General features: G+C 70.9%; 17 protein-coding genes and 1 tRNA gene. 10 read left to right on the plus strand and 8 right to left on the minus strand.

The features are described from left to right. Positions 1 to 783 precede the first annotated feature (783 nt). Positions 784 to 1020, plus strand: coding sequence for a hypothetical protein (locus DKT69_RS05970; protein ID WP_109800584.1), 237 nt, complete (start codon positions 784 to 786; stop codon positions 1018 to 1020). 942 nt (positions 1021 to 1962) lie between these two features. Further along, positions 1963 to 2035, plus strand: a tRNA-Arg gene (locus tag DKT69_RS05980). Between the two features lie 188 nt (positions 2036 to 2223). Here the strand turns inward: DKT69_RS05980 and DKT69_RS05985 are convergent. Then, complete coding sequence (locus DKT69_RS05985) at positions 2224 to 2916, minus strand: tyrosine-type recombinase/integrase (protein ID WP_309233969.1); 693 nt, start codon at positions 2914 to 2916, stop codon at positions 2224 to 2226. A 72-nt stretch (positions 2917 to 2988) separates the two neighbouring features. On the opposite strand from DKT69_RS05985, the gene DKT69_RS05990 reads away from it, so the two are divergent. Further along, on the plus strand, positions 2989 to 3552 hold the full coding sequence (locus DKT69_RS05990; protein ID WP_109800585.1) for a hypothetical protein: 564 nt from the start codon (positions 2989 to 2991) through the stop codon (positions 3550 to 3552). Between the two features lie 410 nt (positions 3553 to 3962). Beyond that, positions 3963 to 5573 (plus strand): LamG domain-containing protein, encoded by a 1611-nt coding sequence (locus DKT69_RS05995; protein WP_146230990.1) that lies wholly within the window; start codon positions 3963 to 3965, stop codon positions 5571 to 5573. A gap of 431 nt (positions 5574 to 6004) precedes the next feature. Here the strand turns inward: DKT69_RS05995 and DKT69_RS06000 are convergent, their stop codons facing one another. Continuing rightward, the gene (locus DKT69_RS06000) at positions 6005 to 6784 is read right to left on the minus strand and encodes a hypothetical protein (RefSeq protein ID WP_236647362.1); all 780 of its coding nucleotides are present in this window, start codon (positions 6782 to 6784) and stop codon (positions 6005 to 6007) included. A gap of 518 nt (positions 6785 to 7302) precedes the next feature. On the opposite strand from DKT69_RS06000, the gene DKT69_RS06005 reads away from it, so the two are divergent. The 3 genes from DKT69_RS06005 to DKT69_RS06015 all read left to right on the plus strand — a co-directional run bounded on the left by DKT69_RS06005 (position 7303) and on the right by DKT69_RS06015 (position 10069). Further along, positions 7303 to 7647, plus strand: coding sequence for a hypothetical protein (locus DKT69_RS06005; protein ID WP_109800588.1), 345 nt, complete (start codon positions 7303 to 7305; stop codon positions 7645 to 7647). 287 nt (positions 7648 to 7934) lie between these two features. Next, a complete protein-coding gene (locus DKT69_RS06010; RefSeq protein WP_109800589.1) occupies positions 7935 to 9110 on the plus strand; it encodes a low temperature requirement protein A in 1176 nt (391 codons plus the stop codon). A 182-nt stretch (positions 9111 to 9292) separates the two neighbouring features. Further along, positions 9293 to 10069, plus strand: a complete 777-nt coding sequence (locus tag DKT69_RS06015) for an HAD-IIB family hydrolase (RefSeq protein ID WP_109800590.1) — start codon at positions 9293 to 9295, stop codon at positions 10067 to 10069. Positions 10070 to 10127: 58 nt separating this feature from the next. On the opposite strand, the gene DKT69_RS06020 is transcribed toward DKT69_RS06015, so the two are convergent. Then, entirely contained in the window at positions 10128 to 10973 is an 846-nt protein-coding gene (locus DKT69_RS06020; protein ID WP_109800591.1) for an SDR family oxidoreductase, read from the minus strand. A 121-nt stretch (positions 10974 to 11094) separates the two neighbouring features. Between DKT69_RS06020 and DKT69_RS06025 the strand changes: the two genes are divergently transcribed. Beyond that, positions 11095 to 11448: a winged helix-turn-helix transcriptional regulator gene (locus DKT69_RS06025; RefSeq protein WP_236647363.1), complete on the plus strand. Its 354-nt coding sequence runs from the start codon at positions 11095 to 11097 to the stop codon at positions 11446 to 11448. Between the two features lie 120 nt (positions 11449 to 11568). Beyond that, complete coding sequence (locus DKT69_RS06030) at positions 11569 to 13362, plus strand: pectate lyase-like domain-containing protein (RefSeq protein ID WP_109800593.1); 1794 nt, start codon at positions 11569 to 11571, stop codon at positions 13360 to 13362. 310 nt (positions 13363 to 13672) lie between these two features. Here the strand turns inward: DKT69_RS06030 and DKT69_RS06035 are convergent, their stop codons facing one another. Continuing rightward, a complete protein-coding gene (locus tag DKT69_RS06035; RefSeq protein WP_109800594.1) occupies positions 13673 to 14266 on the minus strand; it encodes an ATP-dependent Clp protease proteolytic subunit in 594 nt (197 codons plus the stop codon). Between the two features lie 136 nt (positions 14267 to 14402). Beyond that, positions 14403 to 15014 (minus strand): helix-turn-helix domain-containing protein, encoded by a 612-nt coding sequence (locus DKT69_RS06040; RefSeq protein ID WP_109800599.1) that lies wholly within the window; start codon positions 15012 to 15014, stop codon positions 14403 to 14405. A gap of 191 nt (positions 15015 to 15205) precedes the next feature. Between DKT69_RS06040 and DKT69_RS06045 the strand changes: the two genes are divergently transcribed. After that, positions 15206 to 16222, plus strand: coding sequence for a potassium channel family protein (locus DKT69_RS06045; RefSeq protein ID WP_109800595.1), 1017 nt, complete (start codon positions 15206 to 15208; stop codon positions 16220 to 16222). Between the two features lie 67 nt (positions 16223 to 16289). On the opposite strand, the gene DKT69_RS06050 is transcribed toward DKT69_RS06045, so the two are convergent. The 3 genes from DKT69_RS06050 to DKT69_RS06060 all read right to left on the minus strand — a co-directional run. Then, positions 16290 to 17357 carry a 2-oxoacid:ferredoxin oxidoreductase subunit beta gene (locus DKT69_RS06050; RefSeq protein WP_109800596.1) on the minus strand — a complete coding sequence of 356 codons (1068 nt, stop codon included), beginning with the start codon at positions 17355 to 17357 and terminating at the stop codon, positions 16290 to 16292. Continuing rightward, positions 17350 to 19197, minus strand: coding sequence for a 2-oxoacid:acceptor oxidoreductase subunit alpha (locus tag DKT69_RS06055; protein ID WP_109800597.1), 1848 nt, complete (start codon positions 19195 to 19197; stop codon positions 17350 to 17352). The genes DKT69_RS06050 and DKT69_RS06055 overlap by 8 nt, the downstream gene beginning before the upstream one ends. 305 nt (positions 19198 to 19502) lie before the next feature. Continuing rightward, positions 19503 to 20532: hypothetical protein (locus DKT69_RS06060; protein WP_109800598.1), on the minus strand; the 1030-nt coding region annotated here is incomplete at its 5' end.

Here is a 20532-nt window from a genome sequence, read left to right on the forward strand (position 1 = left end):
ACACTTCGAAGACACCACGCTCGCCATCGCCGGACTGGTCTCCGACCGCTGCGCCGAACGGTAGGCAAACCACCAAACCGAACCAGGCATACAAGCACTGCCGGGTCCTAATCGTGCACGACCTCGTAAGTAACTTGCCATTCCCGCTGGCCGACTCGTCTGGCCGTCGCGCGCGGCGCTCAGCGCGATCCGCCATCCGCGCGCCGCACGGACAACCGGCCCCGCCACCCGTTGTCTGCCGCAACGTGGAACAAGGTGACCAAGGCACCAGCGGCGCGATCCGGACCCGTTCAGGCGCTACCAACCCCCGGCGGTCACGGCCATCCGCGCGCGACCCTCGCGCACCTCTACAAGGGATAACCCTCGTCGGAGTCGGCGACGAGCGGGCGCGGCTAGATGACTGCTGGGCGACGGGGCGACGGACATCCGCTGCTGTCGGCGGCGGCCCCCTGATGGTCCGTCGTCCCGTCACCACACGCCGAAGGGCGGGGCGGCAAGGACGCTAGACCTGCCGACGCGGGAACCCCTTCGGGCGACATGGTGGGAGCGGCGGGCCCGGCACCACTTCCGCGCCCGCCGCTCCAACGCCCGTGACAGTACCGACCGGTGCCGTGCGCGGGCAGGCCGTTGGGCGTTTGTCACCCGGCCGTGACGTGCTGCGACGGGTGGCCGGCGGCGGCCGCTACGGGCCCGGAGGTACCTCCCGGGCCGTTCGCCGATTTGTGACTTATCGCCTCACCCATCTGGCATGCCCTGGTTGTCCTACTCGGCGACGATGAGTGCATGTCTGCATGGAACAACTGGTGGGGCCGGCTCGCCGCGGTCCTTGGTGCGGTCGTGCTCTCGTTGTTCGTGCCGGTCGCGGCTTGGGCGTCCACGGGGACCGGCGAGCGGGTGGTGGAGGCCGCCGGGCGCAGGCCGCGGGGCGGTGCGGGCCTGCTCTGCTGCCTGGTGGTTATCGCCGTGGTCGTGCTGCTGGTGCTGTGGCTGGTACGCCGCCGACGGGGCAGGCCGCGCTGACCCGGTCGGGCGGCAAGGCCAGGGCGAACATGACTGCCGTCGTCCGTCGTAGCCGTCGTACCACCGCAACCTCTCCCCAGCATGGTCGCCGGCCCCACGGTCGGCGGCCCCGGCGGCCCGCGTTAGCGGGACGGCGCGCCGGGGCGGGCGACCCCTGGCACTCTACTGATGCGACCGCTGTCACGCGGTGTAGCCGAGTTCGCTGAGCAGCGGCTCGGCCTGGCCGAGGACGTCGGCGAGATCCTGCTCGCAGGCCGTTTGCCGGCCGCCCTGGGGACGACGCCCACCCCGACCAGGCCGTAGCGCCCTCGCGTGCGCGCCCTGACTCGCTGCCCGGCAGGTGGGCCCGCACCAAGAGGCGACCCACGACAAAGGCAACACCACCGAGCAATACCATCGACGTTCGCCTATCAGTAAGGTGATCATCAAGCGCGACGCCCGCTGGACCGAACCCGACGCCCCGGAACACGCCGGACCGGACCGGACGTAGGGGATGCTCGTCGGACGAGCAGCCACCGAGCAGCCACACGTCCACAAGGGACGGACAAGCAACGAGCCTGACCCGCGTTTCCGCAGGTCAGGCTCGTTTGATCTTGTGCGCCCGAAGGGACTCGAACCCCTAACCTTCTGATCCGTAGTCCGATGCTCCGTATCCGCTGGTAGCAGGGTGACCGGGCACCGACCCGACGCTGAACCAGCGCACCGATTGTCGGTGTGTCAGATGATCTCTGCTGTGCTCGGAATGTGCTCGGTGAGTCGTGGGTACCGATGGGCGGCCGCGGTCACGGCCGGGCAGCGGTTGGCACGGGTCGGACCGGCGGGCATCGGTGTGCTCCATGTGTGCTCCGCTGGTCGGAGCAGCGGGCGGCTGGCGCCCGTGAGCACACGCGGGTACTCCTGGGTGCTCCTGGGCACCCGCTGGCAGGTAGGCTGGGCCATCGCGCCCTCGTAGCTCAGGGGATAGAGCATCGGTTTCCTAAACCGTGTGTCGCAGGTTCGAATCCTGCCGGGGGCACCTCGAAGATCAGGGAAAACGCTACCTGAGCTGGCAATACACACGGCGCTCGATTGGTTGGCGTGTGCAGCCGTAGGCCACTGAAAGCCGCCGTTTGTCGTAGGTCACGGAACATGCGCGGAATGGTCTTGAAGGCATCTGCCCAGGTCAGCCGGGGTGCCCGGGGGCAAGATCCGGAATGGCGACCATCATGCGGGCCAGGCAACGCCGGTCAACGCCTCGTCGATCCGGCCGTTGACGGTGGCCTCTTCCCCATCGATGCACGTGGCGTAGACCTTGAGCAGCACATCGACGGAGTGCCCGGCCCGCTCGGCGACCTCCGTTGCCGGAACGCCCGCGTTGAGCCACAACGAGACGGCACCGTGCCGCAGGTCGTACGGTCGACCAGCGAGCGGGGAGTCAACCTGACGCGGAGTCAAGGCCAGACGCCGCGCCTCATCCCAGACGCGAGAGTAGGTCGAGGCGGCAACGACGTTGCCCCGCTCGCTGCGGAACAGGCGACCGTCCTTGGCGGCACCGAACCGATCGATGTGCTCCCGCAGGATCTTCACCAGCGCGGGCGGGATCGGCACGCCGCGCGGCTCGTCCTCGGCCCGGTGCTTCAGCCCGCGATCGTCGTGGACCTGGCCGCTGTCGGTCCACCGCTTGCCCGCCTGGGGGCGACTCTTCGCCAACGTGAGCCGACCCCATCCCGTCTCGGGAAGGTCGTAGTCCCGCTCCCGGAGCCCCAGCGCTTCTCCGGGGCGGAGCGCGGCGAAGTACAGGCAGGCGCCGGCCGCCGAGCGCGGACAGTCGCCCGAGGTCGCGTACGCGGACGGACCCCGCCGGACGAAGCGCCCAGAACCTGTAAGCGAGATGTCGACTGCGGGCGGCGGCTGGATGAGCGGCTAACACCGAGACTCCAGGTTCGAGCCGAAGGGTCGGGCCCTTGCCTGCCTTGGCACACTGGCGGTGTGAGTTCGGGGATCCGGGTCCGGGTCGCGGTGCTGGCCGTCTGCATCCTGGTGGCCGCCGCGGTCGGTCTGTGGAAAGGCTGGGGGAGTGCGACCGTTGACCCGCCCTCGCCGCGCTCGGTATGTCAGCTCATCCGACCCGAGGTGTTCGACCTTCTCGTACCTGGGCGCGGGCCGCTGCAGGCCGAGGGCGAGGAGGGGAGTCGCCCCGGTACCCGCTCAAACACCTGTTCGACCGAGAGTGGGCCCACTGTCAATGGGGCACGTGCCTCGCTGTGGGTCGCGTTGGTTCGCCTCGGCCGGCACGACGGCCAGGGCCCGCAGTGCATCAAGCGTGACGGGTCGCTGTCGTGGGCCATCAACCGCACCAACCACCGGGTCGCACTCGGCGACGGCGCTTCCTACTTCGTTTCGGGGGACCGCGACACCGGCCGGGTCATCCACTTCACCGCCTGTCTCGGCACCTATCTCGTCTACGTGGGGTACGAGGCTGTCGGTGCTACCGACGCATCCATCGTCGAATCGGCTTCCACCGTGGTCCAGGAGGTGCTGTCGCAACTATGATGTGGCCTCCCCCTCCCTGGGCACTCGGCGTCGAGACCCTGCCACCCGGCCGTCCCGTTGACCGCCGGGTACTTCTGCGGGAATTGCTGTTCGGTCTGGCGGCCCTGTCGCTCGTCATAGCCGTCGGGTTCCTCGGCTGGCACCTTGCCCGGCTCGCGGCGCCCACCGTTGTGCGGTGGCAGATCGAACGTACCGATTCGACGAATCAAGCCCCTCCACTGCCCCACCTGCCGCCGTCTCCGTTCGCGCAATGACTCCCGCTGTTGCCGTGCAGGACGTCCAGCCGCACGGGCAAGACCGATTTCGGGGTAGCGATGCATCCATCGTCCTGTGACACTGTCTCGGCGATCCGGCGGGCGCTCGTCACTTCCTCGCCGGTCACAGCCATCGGTCTTCACGGGGAAGGTTCGATGACCAACAACAGCTCCTTTTTCGGCCCTGCTCAGGGTCCGGCCCGCAGGGCCGCGTTGCGCTTGGCCGTGGCCTGCGCCGCCTTGCTGCTGCCCCTTACCGCAGCCACCACGGCGGACGCAAAGCCCCGCGCCACCACCACCGTCGGCCTCCCATCCGGAGCGACGGCGACGTGGGGGTTGGAGGCGTATCCAGGGATAACTCAGGCGCAGGGGCTCGCCGACCGGCAGCCCGCAGTCGGCGGCGACACCCCGCTGACCGGCTCGAACATCGCCTGGCAGGACGACGCCCGGTTCGTCGGTGGCCAGACGGTGGGCTTTGACGGCACATCGTCGTACCTGTCGGCGTCGCCCTCGACCCTGAACACGGCGGGGACCTTCTCTCTCGCGGCCTGGGTGCGGCTCACCGACACCTCGGTCAGCTGGGTCTTCACCAGTAAGGCCAGCGCCGGCCAGGCCACCGTCTCGGTCGGCTACGACAAGGCCAGCAACCGGTGGCAGGTCCAAATGCCGTCCAAGACCGGCAAGGGCGGCAAGTTGTCCATCGCCCGGTCGAGCTCGACGCCCCAGGTCGGGCTCTGGACCCACCTGGCAGTGGTGCACGACGCCACCGCACGGACGCTCACCCTGTGGGTGGACGGGGTGGCTGAGGCGACGGTGAGCAACGTGACCGCTGTCAACGACCCGTCCGGCGAGTTCCGGCTGGGCCGCGGTGACACCTCCTGGTGGCGGGGCAACCTGGCCGACGTCCGGGTGTACGACCGGGTGCTGGTCGGCCAGGACTTCACCGGCTGGCTCGCCGACGACCCGGCCTCCGGAGGGTTCAATGAGCCGGGTCTGCTGCGGCCATGGCAGGTCGGGGGGTGGAACTTCGAGGCGGCTACCCCGTGCTACGAGGAGAACCTCGACCCGACCCTCTGCTCCGCACCGGACGTCACCGCCTTTGGACGCCAGCTCGCCCTCACGCAGGGCAGCTTTATCGACGCCGGCCACCGGGACCTGGCCCTCACTCTCGACGACACCCATTGGATTGACGACCCGTCCGACCCGCACTACGGCGAGGCGACCCGGGAGTACGCCCGCACCCAGCACAACGTGGGCGAGGACTGGAACCCGGTCTGGCAGGACGGGCCGGTGCTCCGCACCGACCAGTCCTTCACGGTGGCGACCTGGGTGCGGCTCGACCCGGCGCGCGGCGCTCAGACGGTCATCTCGCAGGACGACGCCGACCGCAGTGCCTTCCGGCTTGGGTACGAGCCGGCCAACGGCGGGCAGTGGGTGTTCGGGGTGGCCGCCGGGGCGGATGACTCCGCGACCACCTATGCGACCGCGCCGGCGACCGGCGTCGACCAGTGGCATCACCTTGTCGCGGTCCTCGACGCCACGCACCGGCAGGCCCGGCTCTATGTCGACGGGACCTTGGCCGAGACGGTCGGACTGAACGCCGCCTGGCAGCCCCGACAGGCGCCGGGTGCGATGCTGGTCGGGCGGTCGACCACGCCGGCGGGACCGGACGGATGGCTGTACGGGCAGGTCGATGACCTCGGCGTGTACCAGGGCATGCTGAGCGACGCCGACGTGCAGCGCATCTTCACCGAGCAGAAGGTCTGAAGCGACGCCTGAAGACCGTTGCCGGGCCTGGCGCGGAAGCTCCCTCAGGGTTGCGTTCCGCGCCAGGTCCCGCACTATGACCAGCTAGGCCGCCAGCGAGAAGCCAACAACGTGCGACAACCAACCGCTGCTACAGGACAGCTCAGCCCTTGACTCCAACGCCAGTCGCCGACATTGATCGGCAGACGGTCACGGGATGAAGCCACCTTTGCAGTGCAGGGCCCAGCGACGCGGCGAAGCTGGCCGCCGACAGCAGAGGCGACAGCAACCGCGCCGGACGAGAGTGCCCGTCGGCAGCCGAGTAGGGATTGACGCCCGAGGTTGCGAACATGCCCGGACGATGCCGGACGACCTGCACAGCGCTTGTAAGCGAGACGTCCGGCCACGGACATGCGCCGCATCCCCGCCAAAGCCGCGTCGCGACGCGCGGCTCAACCCTCGCTTGCCGTTGGGAGGGTCTTCACGATCGCCGTAGCTAGGGATGTCGCCTTTTCCTGAGCCATGGCGGTGACCTCGGCTGCGGTGTTCACCTTGCGCGGCCAGAAAGTGAGCGCCTCGATGCTGATCAGCAGCCGGCCGTGCGCGAGAATCAGCCGCGCATCGCCGGGCAGGAATGGCATTCCGTCTGCGGATTCCGGGTCCACTCGGCTCACCGTCGCCGTGGTCAGCCGCGCGCTCGTCGACTCGATGGTCACCGTGCGTGCGCCCCACCGGGCAGTCGCCAACCCGATGCTGAGGCGGAAAGCCTCCCTCGGGCACCGTACGGTGCGCGCCGCACGTGCGGCCGCGACGGCCGCGGAGGCATCGGGCAGACTAATCACCGTGACGTCCAGAAGGGTCATCGGGGGCTGGACGTCGATGAAGATCCCCACGGGGTTGACCTCGAGGCCGGCGCCCCACACCTGATCGAACTCCAACCCGCCCACCTTCGACCGGTCGTGGTCGGCGATGAGCAGGTCGCAGGGTCCGTACCGCTCGCCGACCTCGATCTCGCGCTCCCGGATGTCGTCACCGACACCGGCCTGCTCGACCAGCCCGCGAATGGTCGCCATCAGGGCCTCGGGCTCGTTGGGCGATGCCGACGGCGCGGGGTTCACCGACGGCGGTGGGGGTGGTGGCGGGACGGCCTGTTTCACGCAGCCGGCAAGTCCCGCTACCACCAGCACGCCCGCGACAAACGCTCCGCCGCGCATCCGATCAACCACACTCATTGATCCCCCGCTTCCATTCGGGGCGCAGCATACTGTTCGTCGCGTCCGGCGGCTGCCCGTGCCGTTTCGCGGCGAAGGTTCCACCGTGTGGGTCGCGAGGGCCGCTACCGCCACCGCGCCTGGAACCCATAGATCCAGGGCCGAGAAGACAAGATCCGGAACATCGTGCGGAATGGTCAAGGCCGCCGCTGGTGAAGGGTCGGGCGAATGCCCTGGTAAGAGGCCGGATCGTCCGGCAAGCGCACCTGCCTTCCTAAACCGTGTGTCGCAGGTTCGAATCCTGCCGGGGGCACCAGGCCAGACCCTTGATCAACGATCAGGGACCGGATACTTCCGCGCGAGCACCCTGGTCGGCCAGGGGGTCGATCGGCCGGCCTCGCCGCATCCGCCGCCGTGTTGCTGGCTGGCTGTACTGTGGTCACCGGCACCGCTGACTCTCCGTTCGACGGCGATGTCGGCAATTCGAAGAGCTGCCCGCACCGCACCGCTTACTGCCCGGCCGAGGGTGCTGGCGTGGGTTGGCCAGGACGCCCCTCGCTGTCGCCGTCCGAAAGTTCCGCCTCGAAGTGTCCAAGGCCGCTCCTGACACCGCCGGCGGGGACTGGCAGTACCAGGTGGTGGAGGTCGCGACCGGCGCCGTCGTCCTGCCGCCTCCTCGGCCCGCCATGATCGGTGGCATCGGTGTTCTTGCGGCCTGGGACCAGAACACGCCCGACACGGTATGGGTCACTGAGCCGAAGCTGACCCGTTGGCGTGTCGACCCCGAGGGCACCGGGAGGTGGCTCAGCGAGCACCCCTCGTCCTGCGAGGAGCTACCGGCGGTGGTCGCTGCCTCGCTCGCCAGCCTGCTGGATGGCTCGTAGGCGGAACCCGCGGTTCTCCCTCGATCAACGATCATTCCTCCCCTCCGGGAGCTCCGCGCCCACTGTGGCGGTCCAGGCCCGTCCGGGTGAGGGGCCACGGCGAGGCGCGTCACCGTCGGGCAACCCGGCCGCCGGGCCGGAATCGCCGATCCGGATACGGGCCACCGCGGCGGCACCGATAATCCTCGAGGGTGCGGCGCCCGGAAGGCCGTACGCCGGCGGCTGGCGCGCAAACGCGGCGCCGGCGTCGCCCGCGGCCGGGTGTGACGGGCGGCGGGAGGCCGGGCATGACGATCGGAGGCAGCACCGAGCTGGTGCGCCGGCCGAGCGGGTCGACCCGGGCGACCCTGCTGGAGCTGCTTTTCGACGTCGTCTTCGTGGCCGCATTGGCGCTGACCTCGATGCTGATCGTCGAGCGGGACTCGTGGGCCGGCGTCGGACAGGTCGTGGTCATTCTGATGGCCATCTGGTGGACCTGGTCGATCACCTCGACCACCACCGACTTCTACGACCCGGACCAGCGTCCGATCCAGACCATCCTGATGGTGACCATGCTGGGTGCCGTGCTGACTGCGGCGGCGCTGGCCTCCGACGCGCACGCGCTGGTCTTCGCCGCCGGGTACGTGACCCCGCACCTGGTGCGGGGTCTGGTGCTGGTGAGCGTGTTGCACCAGCACCGGCATCAGGCCGAACGGCGTGCGGCGCGCTTCCTCTTCTGGTTCCTGGTCTCCGGCGTCTTCTGGATCGTCGGGGCCATGCTGCCGGACGCGCCGCGATGGGCGCTCTGGGCCGTCGCGGTGACGATCGACTACGTCGCGGCGGCGGCGCGCTACCCCACACCCTTGCTGGGCCGGGTACCGGTCGGACAGTACGAGAGGACGACCGAGCACCTGGGCGAGCGGTACCAGCAGTTCGTCATCCTGGCGCTCGGCGACATCATCCTGGTGCCGACCCTGGAGATCAGCACCGCGGACTTCACCCGCGCACGGCTGGCCGCCTTCCTGGCCGCCTTCGTCACCATGCTGCTGTTCTGGCAGATCTACGTCCTGGGGGCCGGTTCCATCGTTCGGACGACGTCCGCGCAGCTGCTTCGGCGGGCGACACGGCTGGCCCCGTACACCCACCTGGTCATGGTGGCCGGCGTCGTCTGCACCGCCGCCGGTTTCGACCTGGTCATCGACCGGCCCACCGGCGACACACCGGCGCGCTGGACCGCCCTGATCTTGGGCGGGCCTGCGCTGTTCCTGCTCGGGCGCACCCTGTTCACCTACCGGATCCTCGGCATGGTTCCCTGGCACCGGGTGCTCTGGCTGCTGGTGCTGGCGGTTGCGGCACCGTGGGTGGGCGGCTGGCCCCCGGTGCTGGTGACCACCCTCGTCGTGCTGGTGTTGGCCGGGGTGGTGGTCGGGGACGCCATGGGCGGGCGGTTGACCCGGCCCATGCTGCGGGGGCGCCCCGGCTGACCGTGGAGGTGGCGGACCACCCCGCGGGCATCGGGTGGCGGAACGCGGGATGCCGGCCGACGGGTGGCTGTTACCCTCCGTCGAGGAGCGCGGAGCGTGACGAAGGGGCCTCGCGGGTCCCGGAACGTCACCGTCGGTACCCTGCTAGTCCTGGCCTGCCCGCGACGACATGGTGGTACTTGATGAACGATCTTCGAGTGGTGGCGTTCGACCTGGACGACACCCTGGCTGTCTCCAAGTCCCAGATCGATCGTCGCATGGCGGAGCTGCTCGGCCACCTGCTGACCGAGGTCGACGTGCTCATCATCTCCGGCGGGCGGTTCGAGCAGTTCGAGTCGCAGGTGCTCGCGCACCTCGACCTCACCGACGAGCAGCGGCTCCGGCTGCACCTGATGCCCACCTGCGGCACCCGCTACTACCGCTGGCAGGACTCGGCGTGGCGGCTGGTCTATGCGGAGGACCTGAACCCCGAGGTCAAGGCCCGGGTCATCGAGGTGCTGACCGAGTCCGCCAAGGCGCTGGGCCTCTGGGAGACGAAGACCTGGGGTGACGTCATCGAGGACCGGGGCAGCCAGATCACCTTCTCCGCGCTGGGCCAGTCCGCGCCCCCGGCGGAGAAGTACGGCTGGGACCCGGACGGCGGCAAGAAGAAGCGGCTCCGGGACGCCGTCGCCGAGCAGCTTCCCGACCTGGAGGTACGCGGCGGCGGCTCGACGTCGATCGACGTCACCCGCAAGGGCGTGGACAAGGCGTACGGCATGCGGAAGCTGCTGGAGTGCCTGGACCTGAAGATCGACAACGTGCTCTTCGTCGGCGACCGGCTGGACGTGGGCGGCAACGACTACCCGGTCAAGGCGATGGGCATCCGGTGCTTCGCCGTCACCTGCTGGGAGGAGACCGCCGACTACGTGGGGGCCCTGGTCGACGACCTGGTCAAGCAGCGCGTGGAACGCGCGTAGCCGCTGAACGCGCAGCGCCGCCCCGGATCAGGGATCCGGGGCGGCGGTGTTTGCGGCGTCAGAGTGCGGCGCGGATCGCTTCGGCGAGCGTCGTCGGCGTACGGCCGAGCAGTTTCGCCAGGTCGTCCCCGACCTCCAGGTCGCCCTGGGCGAGCCCCCGGTCGCCGTCGGCGAGCAAGGCCGCGTACCCCTCGGGCACGCCGGCCGCGACCAGCAGCTCGGTGTACTTGTCCACCGGCAGGTCGAGGTACGAGACCGTGGTACCGGTCTGCCGGGAGATCTCGGCGGCCAGGGCGGTCATCGTGAAGGGGGTGCCGCCCAGCTCGTACACCCGGTTGGTGTGGCCCTCGGTGGTGAGCACCACGGCGGCGGCCTCGGCGTAGTCGGCGCGGGTGGCGGCGCTGACCCGGCCGTCGTCCGCCGCGCCCGCGACGCCGTGCTGGAGGTACGCCGGGAGCTGGGGGGTGTAGTTCTCCAGGTACCAGCTGTTGCGCAGGAACACGTACGGCAGGCCGGCGTCCTTGATCAGCTGCTCGGTCGCCTTGTGCTCGGCGGCGAGCACCAGCCTGGAGGTGTCGGCCTTCGCGATGCTGGTGTAGACCACCTGCTTGACGCCGGCCTGCTTGGCGGCGGTGACCACGTTGCCGTGCTGCACGACGCGGCGGCCGACCTCGCTGCCGGAGACGAACATCAGCTGGTCGGCGCCCGCGAAGGCGGCCTGGAGCGACTCGGCGTCGTCGTAGTCGGCCAACTGGGTGACCACCCCGCGCCCGCCCAGGTCGGCCAGTCGGTCGGTGTCGCGGCCGACGGCCACGATCTGGTGGGCCGGTACGCCCCGGCTGAGCAGCGACTCGATGATCAGCCGGCCGAGCTGGCCGGTGGCGCCGGTGACGACGATGGACATGGGTACTCCCTGCGGTTGCGATGAGAACTTCTTCCCACCGGAACGGGAAACACCGCAGGCATACTTCCCGTTGGAGAGTAGGCACCTCAAAGTTCGGTACGCACCGAAAGAGAGTAATGGCGTGAACCCGGATCTCTTCAACCGGAACTGCGGCAGCCGGAAGGTCATCGACCGGATCGGCGACCGCTGGAGTGTCCTCCTCGTCCTCGCTCTCGCCGACGGCGACAAGCGCTACGGCGAACTGGCCGAGCGGGTCGACGGGATCAGCCAGAAGATGCTCACCCAGACCCTGCGCGGCCTGGAGCGCGACGGCCTGGTCACCCGCACGGTGCACGCCACCGTCCCGCCCCGGGTGGACTACGCGCTGACCGACCTGGGCCGCAGCGTGCTCGACCTGGTGGCCGGCCTGGAGGACTGGGCCACCACCCACCTGGCCGAGGTGGAGGCCGCCCGGGCCCGCTACGACGCCCGCTGAAGTTCCGGAACCGGCGCGGTCTGGCGCGGCCGGGGCCGACGGGGTAGAAACAGGACGTCCCGGCCAAGAGAGCGCTCTCCACGCTCCGGCCGATCCCGTACCCCACCGACAGGCAGGCAGATGAGACCACTCGACCCCTCCCGCCGCCGTTTCCTCACCCTCACCGCGGCTTCGGCGGCGTCCCTCACCGCCCTCGGACTCCCGGCACTGCCGGCCGCGGCCGCCCCCACCGGCAGCGACCACGACGCGGAGCCCGACTTCGGCCCGAACGTCTTCGTGTACGACCCGTCGACCCCGACCACGGAGATCCAGTCCACCCTGGACCGGCTCTTCGCCGCGCAGGAGCACAACGAGATGGGCGCCGACCGGTACGCCGTGCTCTTCAAGCCCGGCCGGTACGAGGTCAACGCCAAGCTGGGCTACTACACCACCGTGGCCGGCCTCGGCGCTCACCCCGACGACGTCGAGATCCACGGCGCGGTACGGGTCGTCGGCCAGCCCGACCCCAACTCACCGGCCGGCATCTCCGCCCTGACCAACTTCTGGCGTTCGGCCGAGAACCTCTCCGTCACGCCCACCGACTGGTCGAACCAGTGGGCGGTCTCCCAGGCCTCCCCGATGCGCCGCGTCCACATCAAGGGCATCCTCTGGCTGGAGCCCGGCAACGGCGGCTACTCCAGCGGCGGCTACATCGCCGACTCCAAGGTGGACGGCATCACCATCAACGGCTCCCAGCAGCAGTGGCTGACCCGGGACAGCGAACTCGGCGGCGACTGGACCAACGGGGTGTGGAACCAGGTCTTCTCCGGGGTGCTCGGCGCGCCCGCGCAGGGCTTCCCGAACCCGCCGTACACCACCCTGCCGGCCAGCCCGGTCACCCGGGAGAAGCCGTACCTCTTCGTCGACGCCGCCGGCGGCTGGCGGGTGGCCGTACCCGGGCTGCGGCACGACACCGCGGGCACCACCTGGGGCGCGGGTGCCGGGTCGGTGCCCTCGCTGCCGCTGTGCGACTTCTACATCGCCAAGCCCACCGATTCCGCCCAGCGGATCAACCAGGAACTGGCCCGCGGGCGGCACCTGCTGCTCACGCCGGGCGTCTACCAGCTGGACCGGGCGCTGCGGGTCAAGCGACCGGACACCGTCGTGCTCGGCCTCGGCATGCCGAGCCTCGCCCCGACCACCGGCGACGCCGCCCTGCGGATCGAGGATGTGGACGGCGTACGGATCGCCGGCCTGCTGGTCGACGCCGGGCCGGAGGAGTCCGAGGTGCTGGTCGAGGTCGGCAGGTGGCACAGCCACCGCAGCCACGCGACCAACCCGATCTCGCTGCAGGACGTGTTCTTCCGGATCGGCGGCCCCCGCGTCGGCCGGGCGGTGACCAGCCTGGTGGTCAACAGCCGGCACACCATCGTCGACAACATCTGGGCCTGGCGCGGCGACCACGGCAAGGACGGCACCATCGGCTGGACCACCAACACCGCCGACACCGGCGTGGTGGTCAACGGCGACGACGTGACCGCCTACGGGCTCTTCGTCGAGCACTATCAGCGCTACCAGACGATCTGGAACGGCGAGCGCGGGCGCACCGTGTTCTACCAGAGCGAGCTGCCCTACGACCCGCCGAGCCAGGCCGCGTGGAGCAGCCCGACCGGGCGGGGCTGGGCGTCGTACAAGGTCGCCGACCAGGTGCGCCAGCACGAGGCGTGGGGGCTCGGCGTCTACTCCTACTTCAACCAGGAGGTCGACATCCGCTGCGACCGGGCGATCGAGGCCCCACGCCGGGCGGGCGTGCGGTTCCATGACGCGATCACCGTCTTCCTCGACGGAGACGGCGGGATCGAGCGCACGATCAACGAGGCGGGCACCCCGGTCGTCGGCTCGTACGGCACCAGCCCGGTGGTCAGTTACCCGTGACGTGAGGGCGGGCGCGGAGTGCCGGTGATGTAACAAGAATTCGCCGGAACACGCTGCGCCCGCCACGCGGTGCGAAGGGCCCCCGCCCGTCATGGGCTCGGGTATATATCGAGGATCGGCGTTTCGTGGCCACCCGGTAAGGGGTGACGGACGCGATCGAGGGGGCGCGTCCGCCGCCGGCCGCCGCCGACGCCTCGACCACCTGCTCCAGCGATCCGGGAGGGCCCATCGCGTCGTTCCGCACTGCTCGCCGCACGGACCAGCACGGCCGTCGCGCCGTCCCGGCCGGTGCCACGCGGGTCGCGCGCCGTCAGACGGGCAGTTGCTCCGCGCGGCTGAGCACCCGGTCGATCAGGCCGTACTCGCGGGCCTGATCGGCGGTGAACCAGCGGTCCCGGTCCCAGTCCCGCTGGATCTCGTCCAGCGTCCGCCCGCTGTGCTCGGCGATCAGCTGCTGCATGGTGCGCTTGACGTGCAGCATGTTCTCCGCCTGGATGGTGATGTCCGCGGCGGTGCCGCCCATCCCGCCCGAGGGCTGGTGCATCATGATCCGCGAGTGGGGGAGCGCGAACCGCTTTCCGGCCGCGCCCGCGCAGAGCAGGAACTGCCCCATCGAACCGGCGAGCCCGAGCGCCAGGGTGGCCACGTCGTTCTTCACGTAGCGCATGGTGTCGTAGACGGCCATCCCGGCGCTCACCGAGCCGCCCGGCGAGTTGATGTAGAGGAAGATGTCCCGCTTCGGGTCCTCGGCGGCCAGCAGCAGGATCTGCCCGCAGATCTGGTTCGCCGACTCGTCGGTGACCTCGGTGCCGACGAAGATGATCCGTTCCCTGAGCAGCCGCTCGAAGACATGGTCACCGAAGGACGGCTGTCCGCCGTCCAGCATCCACACGCCGTACCCCATGATCTGACCGCCCTCCGCGCCGCCGGCGGGCGACGGATCGCCCGGGGAACCGGCGATCTCCAGCCTCCGGCGGCCCGACGCCGGGGCCCAGCGATTCTGCCCGGGGCAGATCGGCCGTGGGCAGAACCGGGCCGGCCTAACCGGCGGTCAGCCGCCGCCGGCCCGCCCGGGCCCGCCTGCGGGCCAGCACTCCCGAGGTACGCGGCCGGGGGCGCCCGGCCGGCACGGAGGCGATCAACCGGACCCGCAGGCCCGCACCGCCGACCGTCGACCCGACGTGCCCGGTCGGGCCGCCCGCGAACAGTCCGCCGCCGACGTGCGGCGAGCGCTCGTAGGTGCCGGCGATGCCGAGGTGCCGGATGCCGTGCGCCGCGCCCACGGACGACGTCGGCCCGTCCGGGTGCGGCACCTCGGGGTGGAACCCGATCCGCAGCCGGGGGCCGGCGTCGTGGCGGACCACCGGCACCCGGTCGAGTCGGGCCAGGCCCGTCCCGGACGTGGCCGGGACCCGGCGCTCGACCCGGCGCAGCTCGTCCCGGGCCTCCTCGAGCAGGTCGGAGAGGTTGATCCCGAGCGCCCGGCAGATCGCCGCCAGCACCTCCGAGGAGGCCTCCTTGCGGCCGCGTTCCACCTCGGAGAGGTAGGGCAGCGACACCCCGGCCGCCAGGGCCACCTCGCGCAGCGTGCGGCCCTGCCGCAGCCGCACCCGGCGCAGCACCCCGCCGATCACCCGTCGCAGCAACGACATGCGGGCCTCCTCGCGGTCGTCATCCCGGGACTCCCCCATCATGCCCGCTGGTCGGCGTCGGCGACGGCCCGGCCGGTCCGGCTTCCCTTCCGGCCCGCCCGGACATCGATGCCGGCCACCCGACAGGCCCGCCGAGGTCGTACCCGCTATGTTGTGCACGTGCGAGCGACTGTGGCGGGGCAGGACCGACGGTGATCCATTTTCCCGCGCAACGGCGGGGGCCGCTGAGCGCGCTCAGCCTGCGCCTGCTCGCCGCCCTGGGCCTGGTCTTCGCCGTGGTCGCCGCGGTCTACCTGGACCGGGACGGCTACCGCGACGTCAACGAGGACGGGCTCACCCTCCTCGACTGCTTCTACTACGCGGTGGTCTCGCTCTCCACCACGGGATACGGCGACATCACCCCGGCGGCGCCGTCGGCGCGCCTGATCAACGTCCTGTTCGTCACCCCGGCCCGGGTGCTCTTCCTGATCATCCTGGTCGGCACCACCCTGGAAGTCCTGACCGAGCAGTACCGGACCGGCCGTCGCCTGTCGCGGTGGAGGAGGACCGTGAAGGACCACGTCATCATCTGCGGCTACGGCACCAAGGGCCGCAGCGCCGTCTCCGCCCTGCTGGAGAACGGGCTGGACCGCTCCCGGATCGTGGTGGTGGAACGCAGCGGCCCGGCCCTGCGGCAGGCCACCTCGGCCGGGCTGGTCGCCATCGAGGGCTCCGCCACCCGCTCGTCGGTGCTGGAGGAGGCGCACATCCGGACCGCCAAGTCGGTGATCATCGCGACCGACAGCGACGACGCCTCGGTGCTGGTGGCGCTGACCGTCCGGCAGCTCACCGCCGGCCAGGTCCGGATCATCGCGGCGGTCCGCGAGGCCGAGAACGCGCCGCTGCTCAAGCAGAGCGGCGCCCACCACGTGATCGTCTCCTCGGCCACCGCCGGCCGGTTGCTCGGCCTCTCCACCTCCGCCCCGCCGCTGATCGACGTGGTGGAGGACCTGCTCACCCCGGGGCAGGGCATGGCGCTGGCCATGCGCTCCGCCGAGCGCAACGAGGTGGGCCGGTCCCCGCGCGAGCTGGAGTCCCTGGTCATCGCCCTGGTCCGGCGGGGCAAGGTGGTCACGTTGAACGACCGGGCCGCCGCGGTGATCGAGACCGGCGACATGCTGGTCCACGTCCGCGACGACCGCCCCCAGGCCGCGACCTCCGCCCACTGACCGACGAAGAAGGAGGCCGTTCCCCGAGCGGGGAGCGGCCTCCTTCTTACGTGGCGCCGTCAGCGGGTCAGAGAATGGTCCAGGTGTCGCCGCTGCCGAGCAGGCCGGCGAGCTGCTGCTCCGGGGTCTCGCTGACCTTGGCCTTCGCCGTGGCGACCTGCTCCTGCACCGCGCTGTCGTAGGACGGGCGGTCGACCGAGCGGAACACGCCGATCGGAGTGTTCCGCAGGTCCAGCCCAGGCAGCCGGGACAGCGCGAAGGCGTACGCCGGGTCGCTGACCGTCGCGTCGTGCACGACGATCTCCTCGGGGCGTACCGACGCGGTCTCCCGCACCTCCAGGCCGAAGCCGCCCGGCGGGTGGACCACGCAGAACTGCCCGTCGCGCCCACCGACCTGGCTGTTCGGCTTGCCAGCTGCGCCGAAGATGATCGGCTGCCCGTGCTCCAGCCGGATCAGGTAGTCGTCCCGGGTGCCCGGCTCCTTGAGCTGGTCGAACGCGCCGTCGTTGAAGATGTTGCAGTTCTGGTAGATCTCCACGAAGGCCGAGCCCTCGTGCTCGGCGGCGGCCCGCAGCACCGACTGGAGGTGCTTGCGGTCGGAGTCGATGGTGCGGCCGACGAAGGTGGCCTCCGCGCCGAGCGCCAGCGACAGCGGGTTGAACGGGGCGTCCGCCGAGCCGACCGGGGTCGACTTGGTGATCTTGCCGACCTCGGAGGTCGGCGAGTACTGCCCCTTGGTCAGGCCGTAGATCCGGTTGTTGAAGAGCAGGATCTTCAGGTTGACGTTGCGGCGCAGCGCGTGGATCAGGTGGTTGCCGCCGATGGAGAGCGCATCGCCGTCACCGGTGACCACCCAGACCGACAGGTCCGGGCGGGACACCGACAGGCCGGTGGCGATCGCCGGGGCGCGGCCGTGGATCGAGTGCATCCCGTACGTGTTCATGTAGTACGGGAAGCGCGACGAGCAGCCGATCCCGGAGACGAAGACGATGTTCTCCCGGGGGATGTTCAGCTCCGGCATGAACTGCTGGACGGCGGCCAGGATCGCGTAGTCGCCGCAGCCGGGGCACCAGCGCACCTCCTGGTCGGACTTGAAGTCCTTGGCGGTGAGCTTGAGGGCGAGGGGCTCAGACATTCTTCAGGACCTCTTCCAGCATCGTCTCCAGCTCGGCGGCCGTGAACGGCAGGCCGCGGACCTGGTTGTAGCCGATCGCGTCGACCAGGTACTTCGCCCGGATCACGTGGGCGAGCTGGCCGAGGTTCATCTCGGGGATGACGACCCGGTCGTAGGCGCGCAGCACCTCGCCGAGGTTGGCCGGCATCGGGGCCAGGTGGCGCAGGTGCGCCTGGGCGATGGAGAGGCCGCGCTGCCGCAGGCCCCGGCACGCCGCCCCGATCGGCCCGTACGTCGAGCCCCAGCCGAGCACCAGCACCCGGGCGTCGCCGTCCGGGTCCTCCACCTCGATGTCCGGCACCGGGATCGTCTCGATCCGCGCCGCCCGGGTCCGCACCATGAAGTCGTGGTTCGCCGGGTCGTACGAGATGTCACCGGTCTTGTCGGCCTTCTCCAGACCGCCGATCCGGTGCTCCAGGCCCGGCGTGCCCGGGATGGCCCACGGCCGGGCCAGGGTCTCCGGGTCGCGCAGGTACGGCAGGAAGGTGGTGCCGTCCTCGCCGTTGGGCGCGGTGGCGAACTCCACCCGCAGGTCGGGCAGGGACTCCACGTCGGGCAGCAGCCACGGCTCGGAGCCGTTGGCGACGTAGTTGTCCGACAGCAGGATCACCGGGGTGCGGTAGGTCAGCGCGATCCGCGCCGCCTCCAGGGCGGCGTGGAAGCAGTCGGCGGGCGACTTCGGGGCGATCACCGCGACCGGCGCCTCGCCGTGCCGGCCGTACAGCGCCAGGTTGAGGTCGGCCTGCTCGGTCTTGGTGGGCATGCCGGTGGACGGCCCGGCCCGCTGCACGTCGACGATGACCAGCGGCAGTTCCAGCGCCACCGCGAGGGAGATCGTCTCGCTCTTCAGGGCCACGCCGGGGCCGCTGGTGGTGGTGACGCCCAGCGAGCCGCCGTACGACGCGCCGAGCGCGGCCCCCACCGCCGCGATCTCGTCCTCGGCCTGCATGGTGATCACGCCGAACTTCTTGTGCTTGCTCAGCTCGTGCAGGATGTCCGAGGCCGGGGTGATCGGGTACGCCCCGAGGAAGACCGGCAGCCCGGAGCGCACCCCGGCGGCCACCAGGCCGAGCGAGAGCGCCGCGTTGCCGGTGATGTTCCGGTAGGTGCCCGGCAGCATCTTCGCCGGCTTCACCTCGTACCGGACCGAGAAGTCCTCGGTGGTCTCGCCGAAGTTCCAGCCCGCCCGGAAGGCGGCCACGTTCGCCGCGACCAGCTCGGGCCGGGCCGCGAACTTGCGCTCCAGGAAGCGCAGCGTCGACTCGTACGGCCGGGAGTACATCCAGCTCAGCAGGCCCAGGGCGAACATGTTCTTGGCCCGCTCGGCGTCCTTCTTGGACACCTCGTGCGCGGCCAGCGCGCCGACCGTCATCGAGGTCAGCGCCACCGGGTGCACCACGTAGCCGGCGAGCGAGTCGTCGTCCAGCGGGCTGACCTGGTAGCCCACCTTGGCGAGGTTGCGCTTGTTGAACTCGTCGGTGTTGACGATGATGTCCGCGCCGCGCGGCAGGTCGGCCAGGTTGGCCTTCAGCGCCGCCGGGTTCATCGCGACCAGGACGTTCGGGGCGTCGCCCGGGGTCAGGATGTCGTAGTCGGCGAAGTGCACCTGGAAGCTCGACACGCCCGGGAGGGTGCCGGCGGGTGCCCGGATCTCGGCCGGGAAGTTCGGCAATGTGGAGATGTCGTTGCCGAGCTGCGCCGTCTCGGAGGTGAACCGGTCACCGGTGAGCTGCATGCCGTCGCCGGAGTCGCCGGCGAACCGGATGACCACCCGGTCGAGTTGACGGATCTGCTTGGTCACGCCCGCACCTCGCTTCGTCCAGCGCCGTCGCACGGGCGGCTGAACATGTTGGTGACCCCGCCTTGCCCGGCCACGTGACCTCCTTGACGTGCTGCTGCCGCCGACCGTCCGAAGCTGTCCGGCCCGGTACGTTCCTCACGTCAGAGCCTACGTCGGTCCCTTAGGGCGACCTTGGTGGAGGTCCGACGTATGGGACCTGGTCGGGCCGCTGTATGCCCGGCTTTGCGGCGTTTAGTACCGGCATCCGTAATCCAGATCACCGCACGCGCGTCGCGCCGGCCCGAGGATGCGCCCCGAGCCGGCGCTCACTCGGCGGCGGTCGGCGCGGTGGTCGGGTCGGTCGGTCCCGCGGCCATCCGCCGGCGCAGCGAGGCGGTGGCCAGGACCAGGGCCAGCACCACCAGCAGCCCGGAGACCGTGATGAGGGTGACCGCCGTCCGCTGCACCGAGCTGAGGCCGCGCCCGCCGGAGGCCTGTCCGCCGGCGGCGAGCACGCCCTGGGAGCCGGTCGGCGCGGGGGTGGCGACCGGCGGGGTGGACAGGGCGGCCGCCGCGTTGATCCGGAAGCTCATCTGCACCTGCCGGCTCCGGCCGTTGCGCGGGTCGAGCCGGCCGACGACCGCGCCGGCCAGGGGCGCCTGGCGCTGTGCCGCCGGCGTGGCGGTCACCGGCAGCCGGAGGGTGGCGGTGCGCCCGGCCGGCACCGTGCCGAGGCCGCACCGCGTCCGGGTCGGCGAGACCGGCACGCAGCCGGCGGGCGGGCCGGACGCGGTCACCCCGTCGGGCAGGATCACCTCGACCCGGCCGGCGGCGTCGACCCGGCCGGTGTTGCCGAGCCGGACGGTCACCACGCTCGGGGCGCCGCTGATGTCGAAGAGCACCTCGTCGGCGCGGAGCGAGATGCCGGGCACCGGCGGGCCGGGCGGGAAGAGCACCGCGAAGCCCTCGTCGTCGGCCGCCGCGCCGGCCACGCCCGGGGCGGTGGCGGTCACCCCGACCGACCCGCTCAGCGGCATGGAACGCCAGGCCGTCCCGTCGACCCGGACCCGGATCGAACTGCTGAACCGGGCGCCGGGCGCGGTGGTCCACCCGCCGCAGCGGTAGCGCCCACCGCCGGCGGGCGCGCACCCGGTGCTCCCCGCGTCGGTGAGCCCGGCCGGCAGCGTGTAACCGAGCCGGATCAGCTCCGGCGCCCTGCCGGTGTTCGTGACGGTCACGCGCAGCGTGGTCACCGTGCTGTCGGCGTTCCAGTAGGCCGGGGTGAGCGAGAGGTCCTCGGTGGTCACCCGCACCCCGAGCTGGCCGGCGGGCGGCGGGCCGGGGGCGCCGGCCAGC

The sequence above is a fragment of the Micromonospora sicca genome (assembly GCF_003172935.1).
Classification (GTDB): Bacteria; Actinomycetota; Actinomycetes; order Mycobacteriales; family Micromonosporaceae; genus Micromonospora; species Micromonospora sicca.

Excerpts from the sequence above, each read along its gene's own strand:
- DKT69_RS05970 (WP_109800584.1), top strand. The coding sequence starts at position 784 with ATGTCTGCATGGAACAACTGGTGGGGCCGGCTCGCCGCGGTCCTTGGT.
- DKT69_RS05995 (WP_146230990.1), top strand. The coding sequence starts at position 3,963 with ATGACCAACAACAGCTCCTTTTTCGGCCCTGCTCAGGGTCCGGCCCGC.
- DKT69_RS06000 (WP_236647362.1), bottom strand. The coding sequence starts at position 6,784 with ATGAGTGTGGTTGATCGGATGCGCGGCGGAGCGTTTGTCGCGGGCGTG.
- DKT69_RS06010 (WP_109800589.1), top strand. The coding sequence starts at position 7,935 with ATGACGATCGGAGGCAGCACCGAGCTGGTGCGCCGGCCGAGCGGGTCG.
- DKT69_RS06015 (WP_109800590.1), top strand. The coding sequence starts at position 9,293 with ATGAACGATCTTCGAGTGGTGGCGTTCGACCTGGACGACACCCTGGCT.
- DKT69_RS06020 (WP_109800591.1), bottom strand. The coding sequence starts at position 10,973 with ATGTCCATCGTCGTCACCGGCGCCACCGGCCAGCTCGGCCGGCTGATC.
- DKT69_RS06030 (WP_109800593.1), top strand. The coding sequence starts at position 11,569 with ATGAGACCACTCGACCCCTCCCGCCGCCGTTTCCTCACCCTCACCGCG.
- DKT69_RS06035 (WP_109800594.1), bottom strand. The coding sequence starts at position 14,266 with ATGGGGTACGGCGTGTGGATGCTGGACGGCGGACAGCCGTCCTTCGGT.
- DKT69_RS06040 (WP_109800599.1), bottom strand. The coding sequence starts at position 15,014 with ATGTCGTTGCTGCGACGGGTGATCGGCGGGGTGCTGCGCCGGGTGCGG.
- DKT69_RS06050 (WP_109800596.1), bottom strand. The coding sequence starts at position 17,357 with ATGTCTGAGCCCCTCGCCCTCAAGCTCACCGCCAAGGACTTCAAGTCC.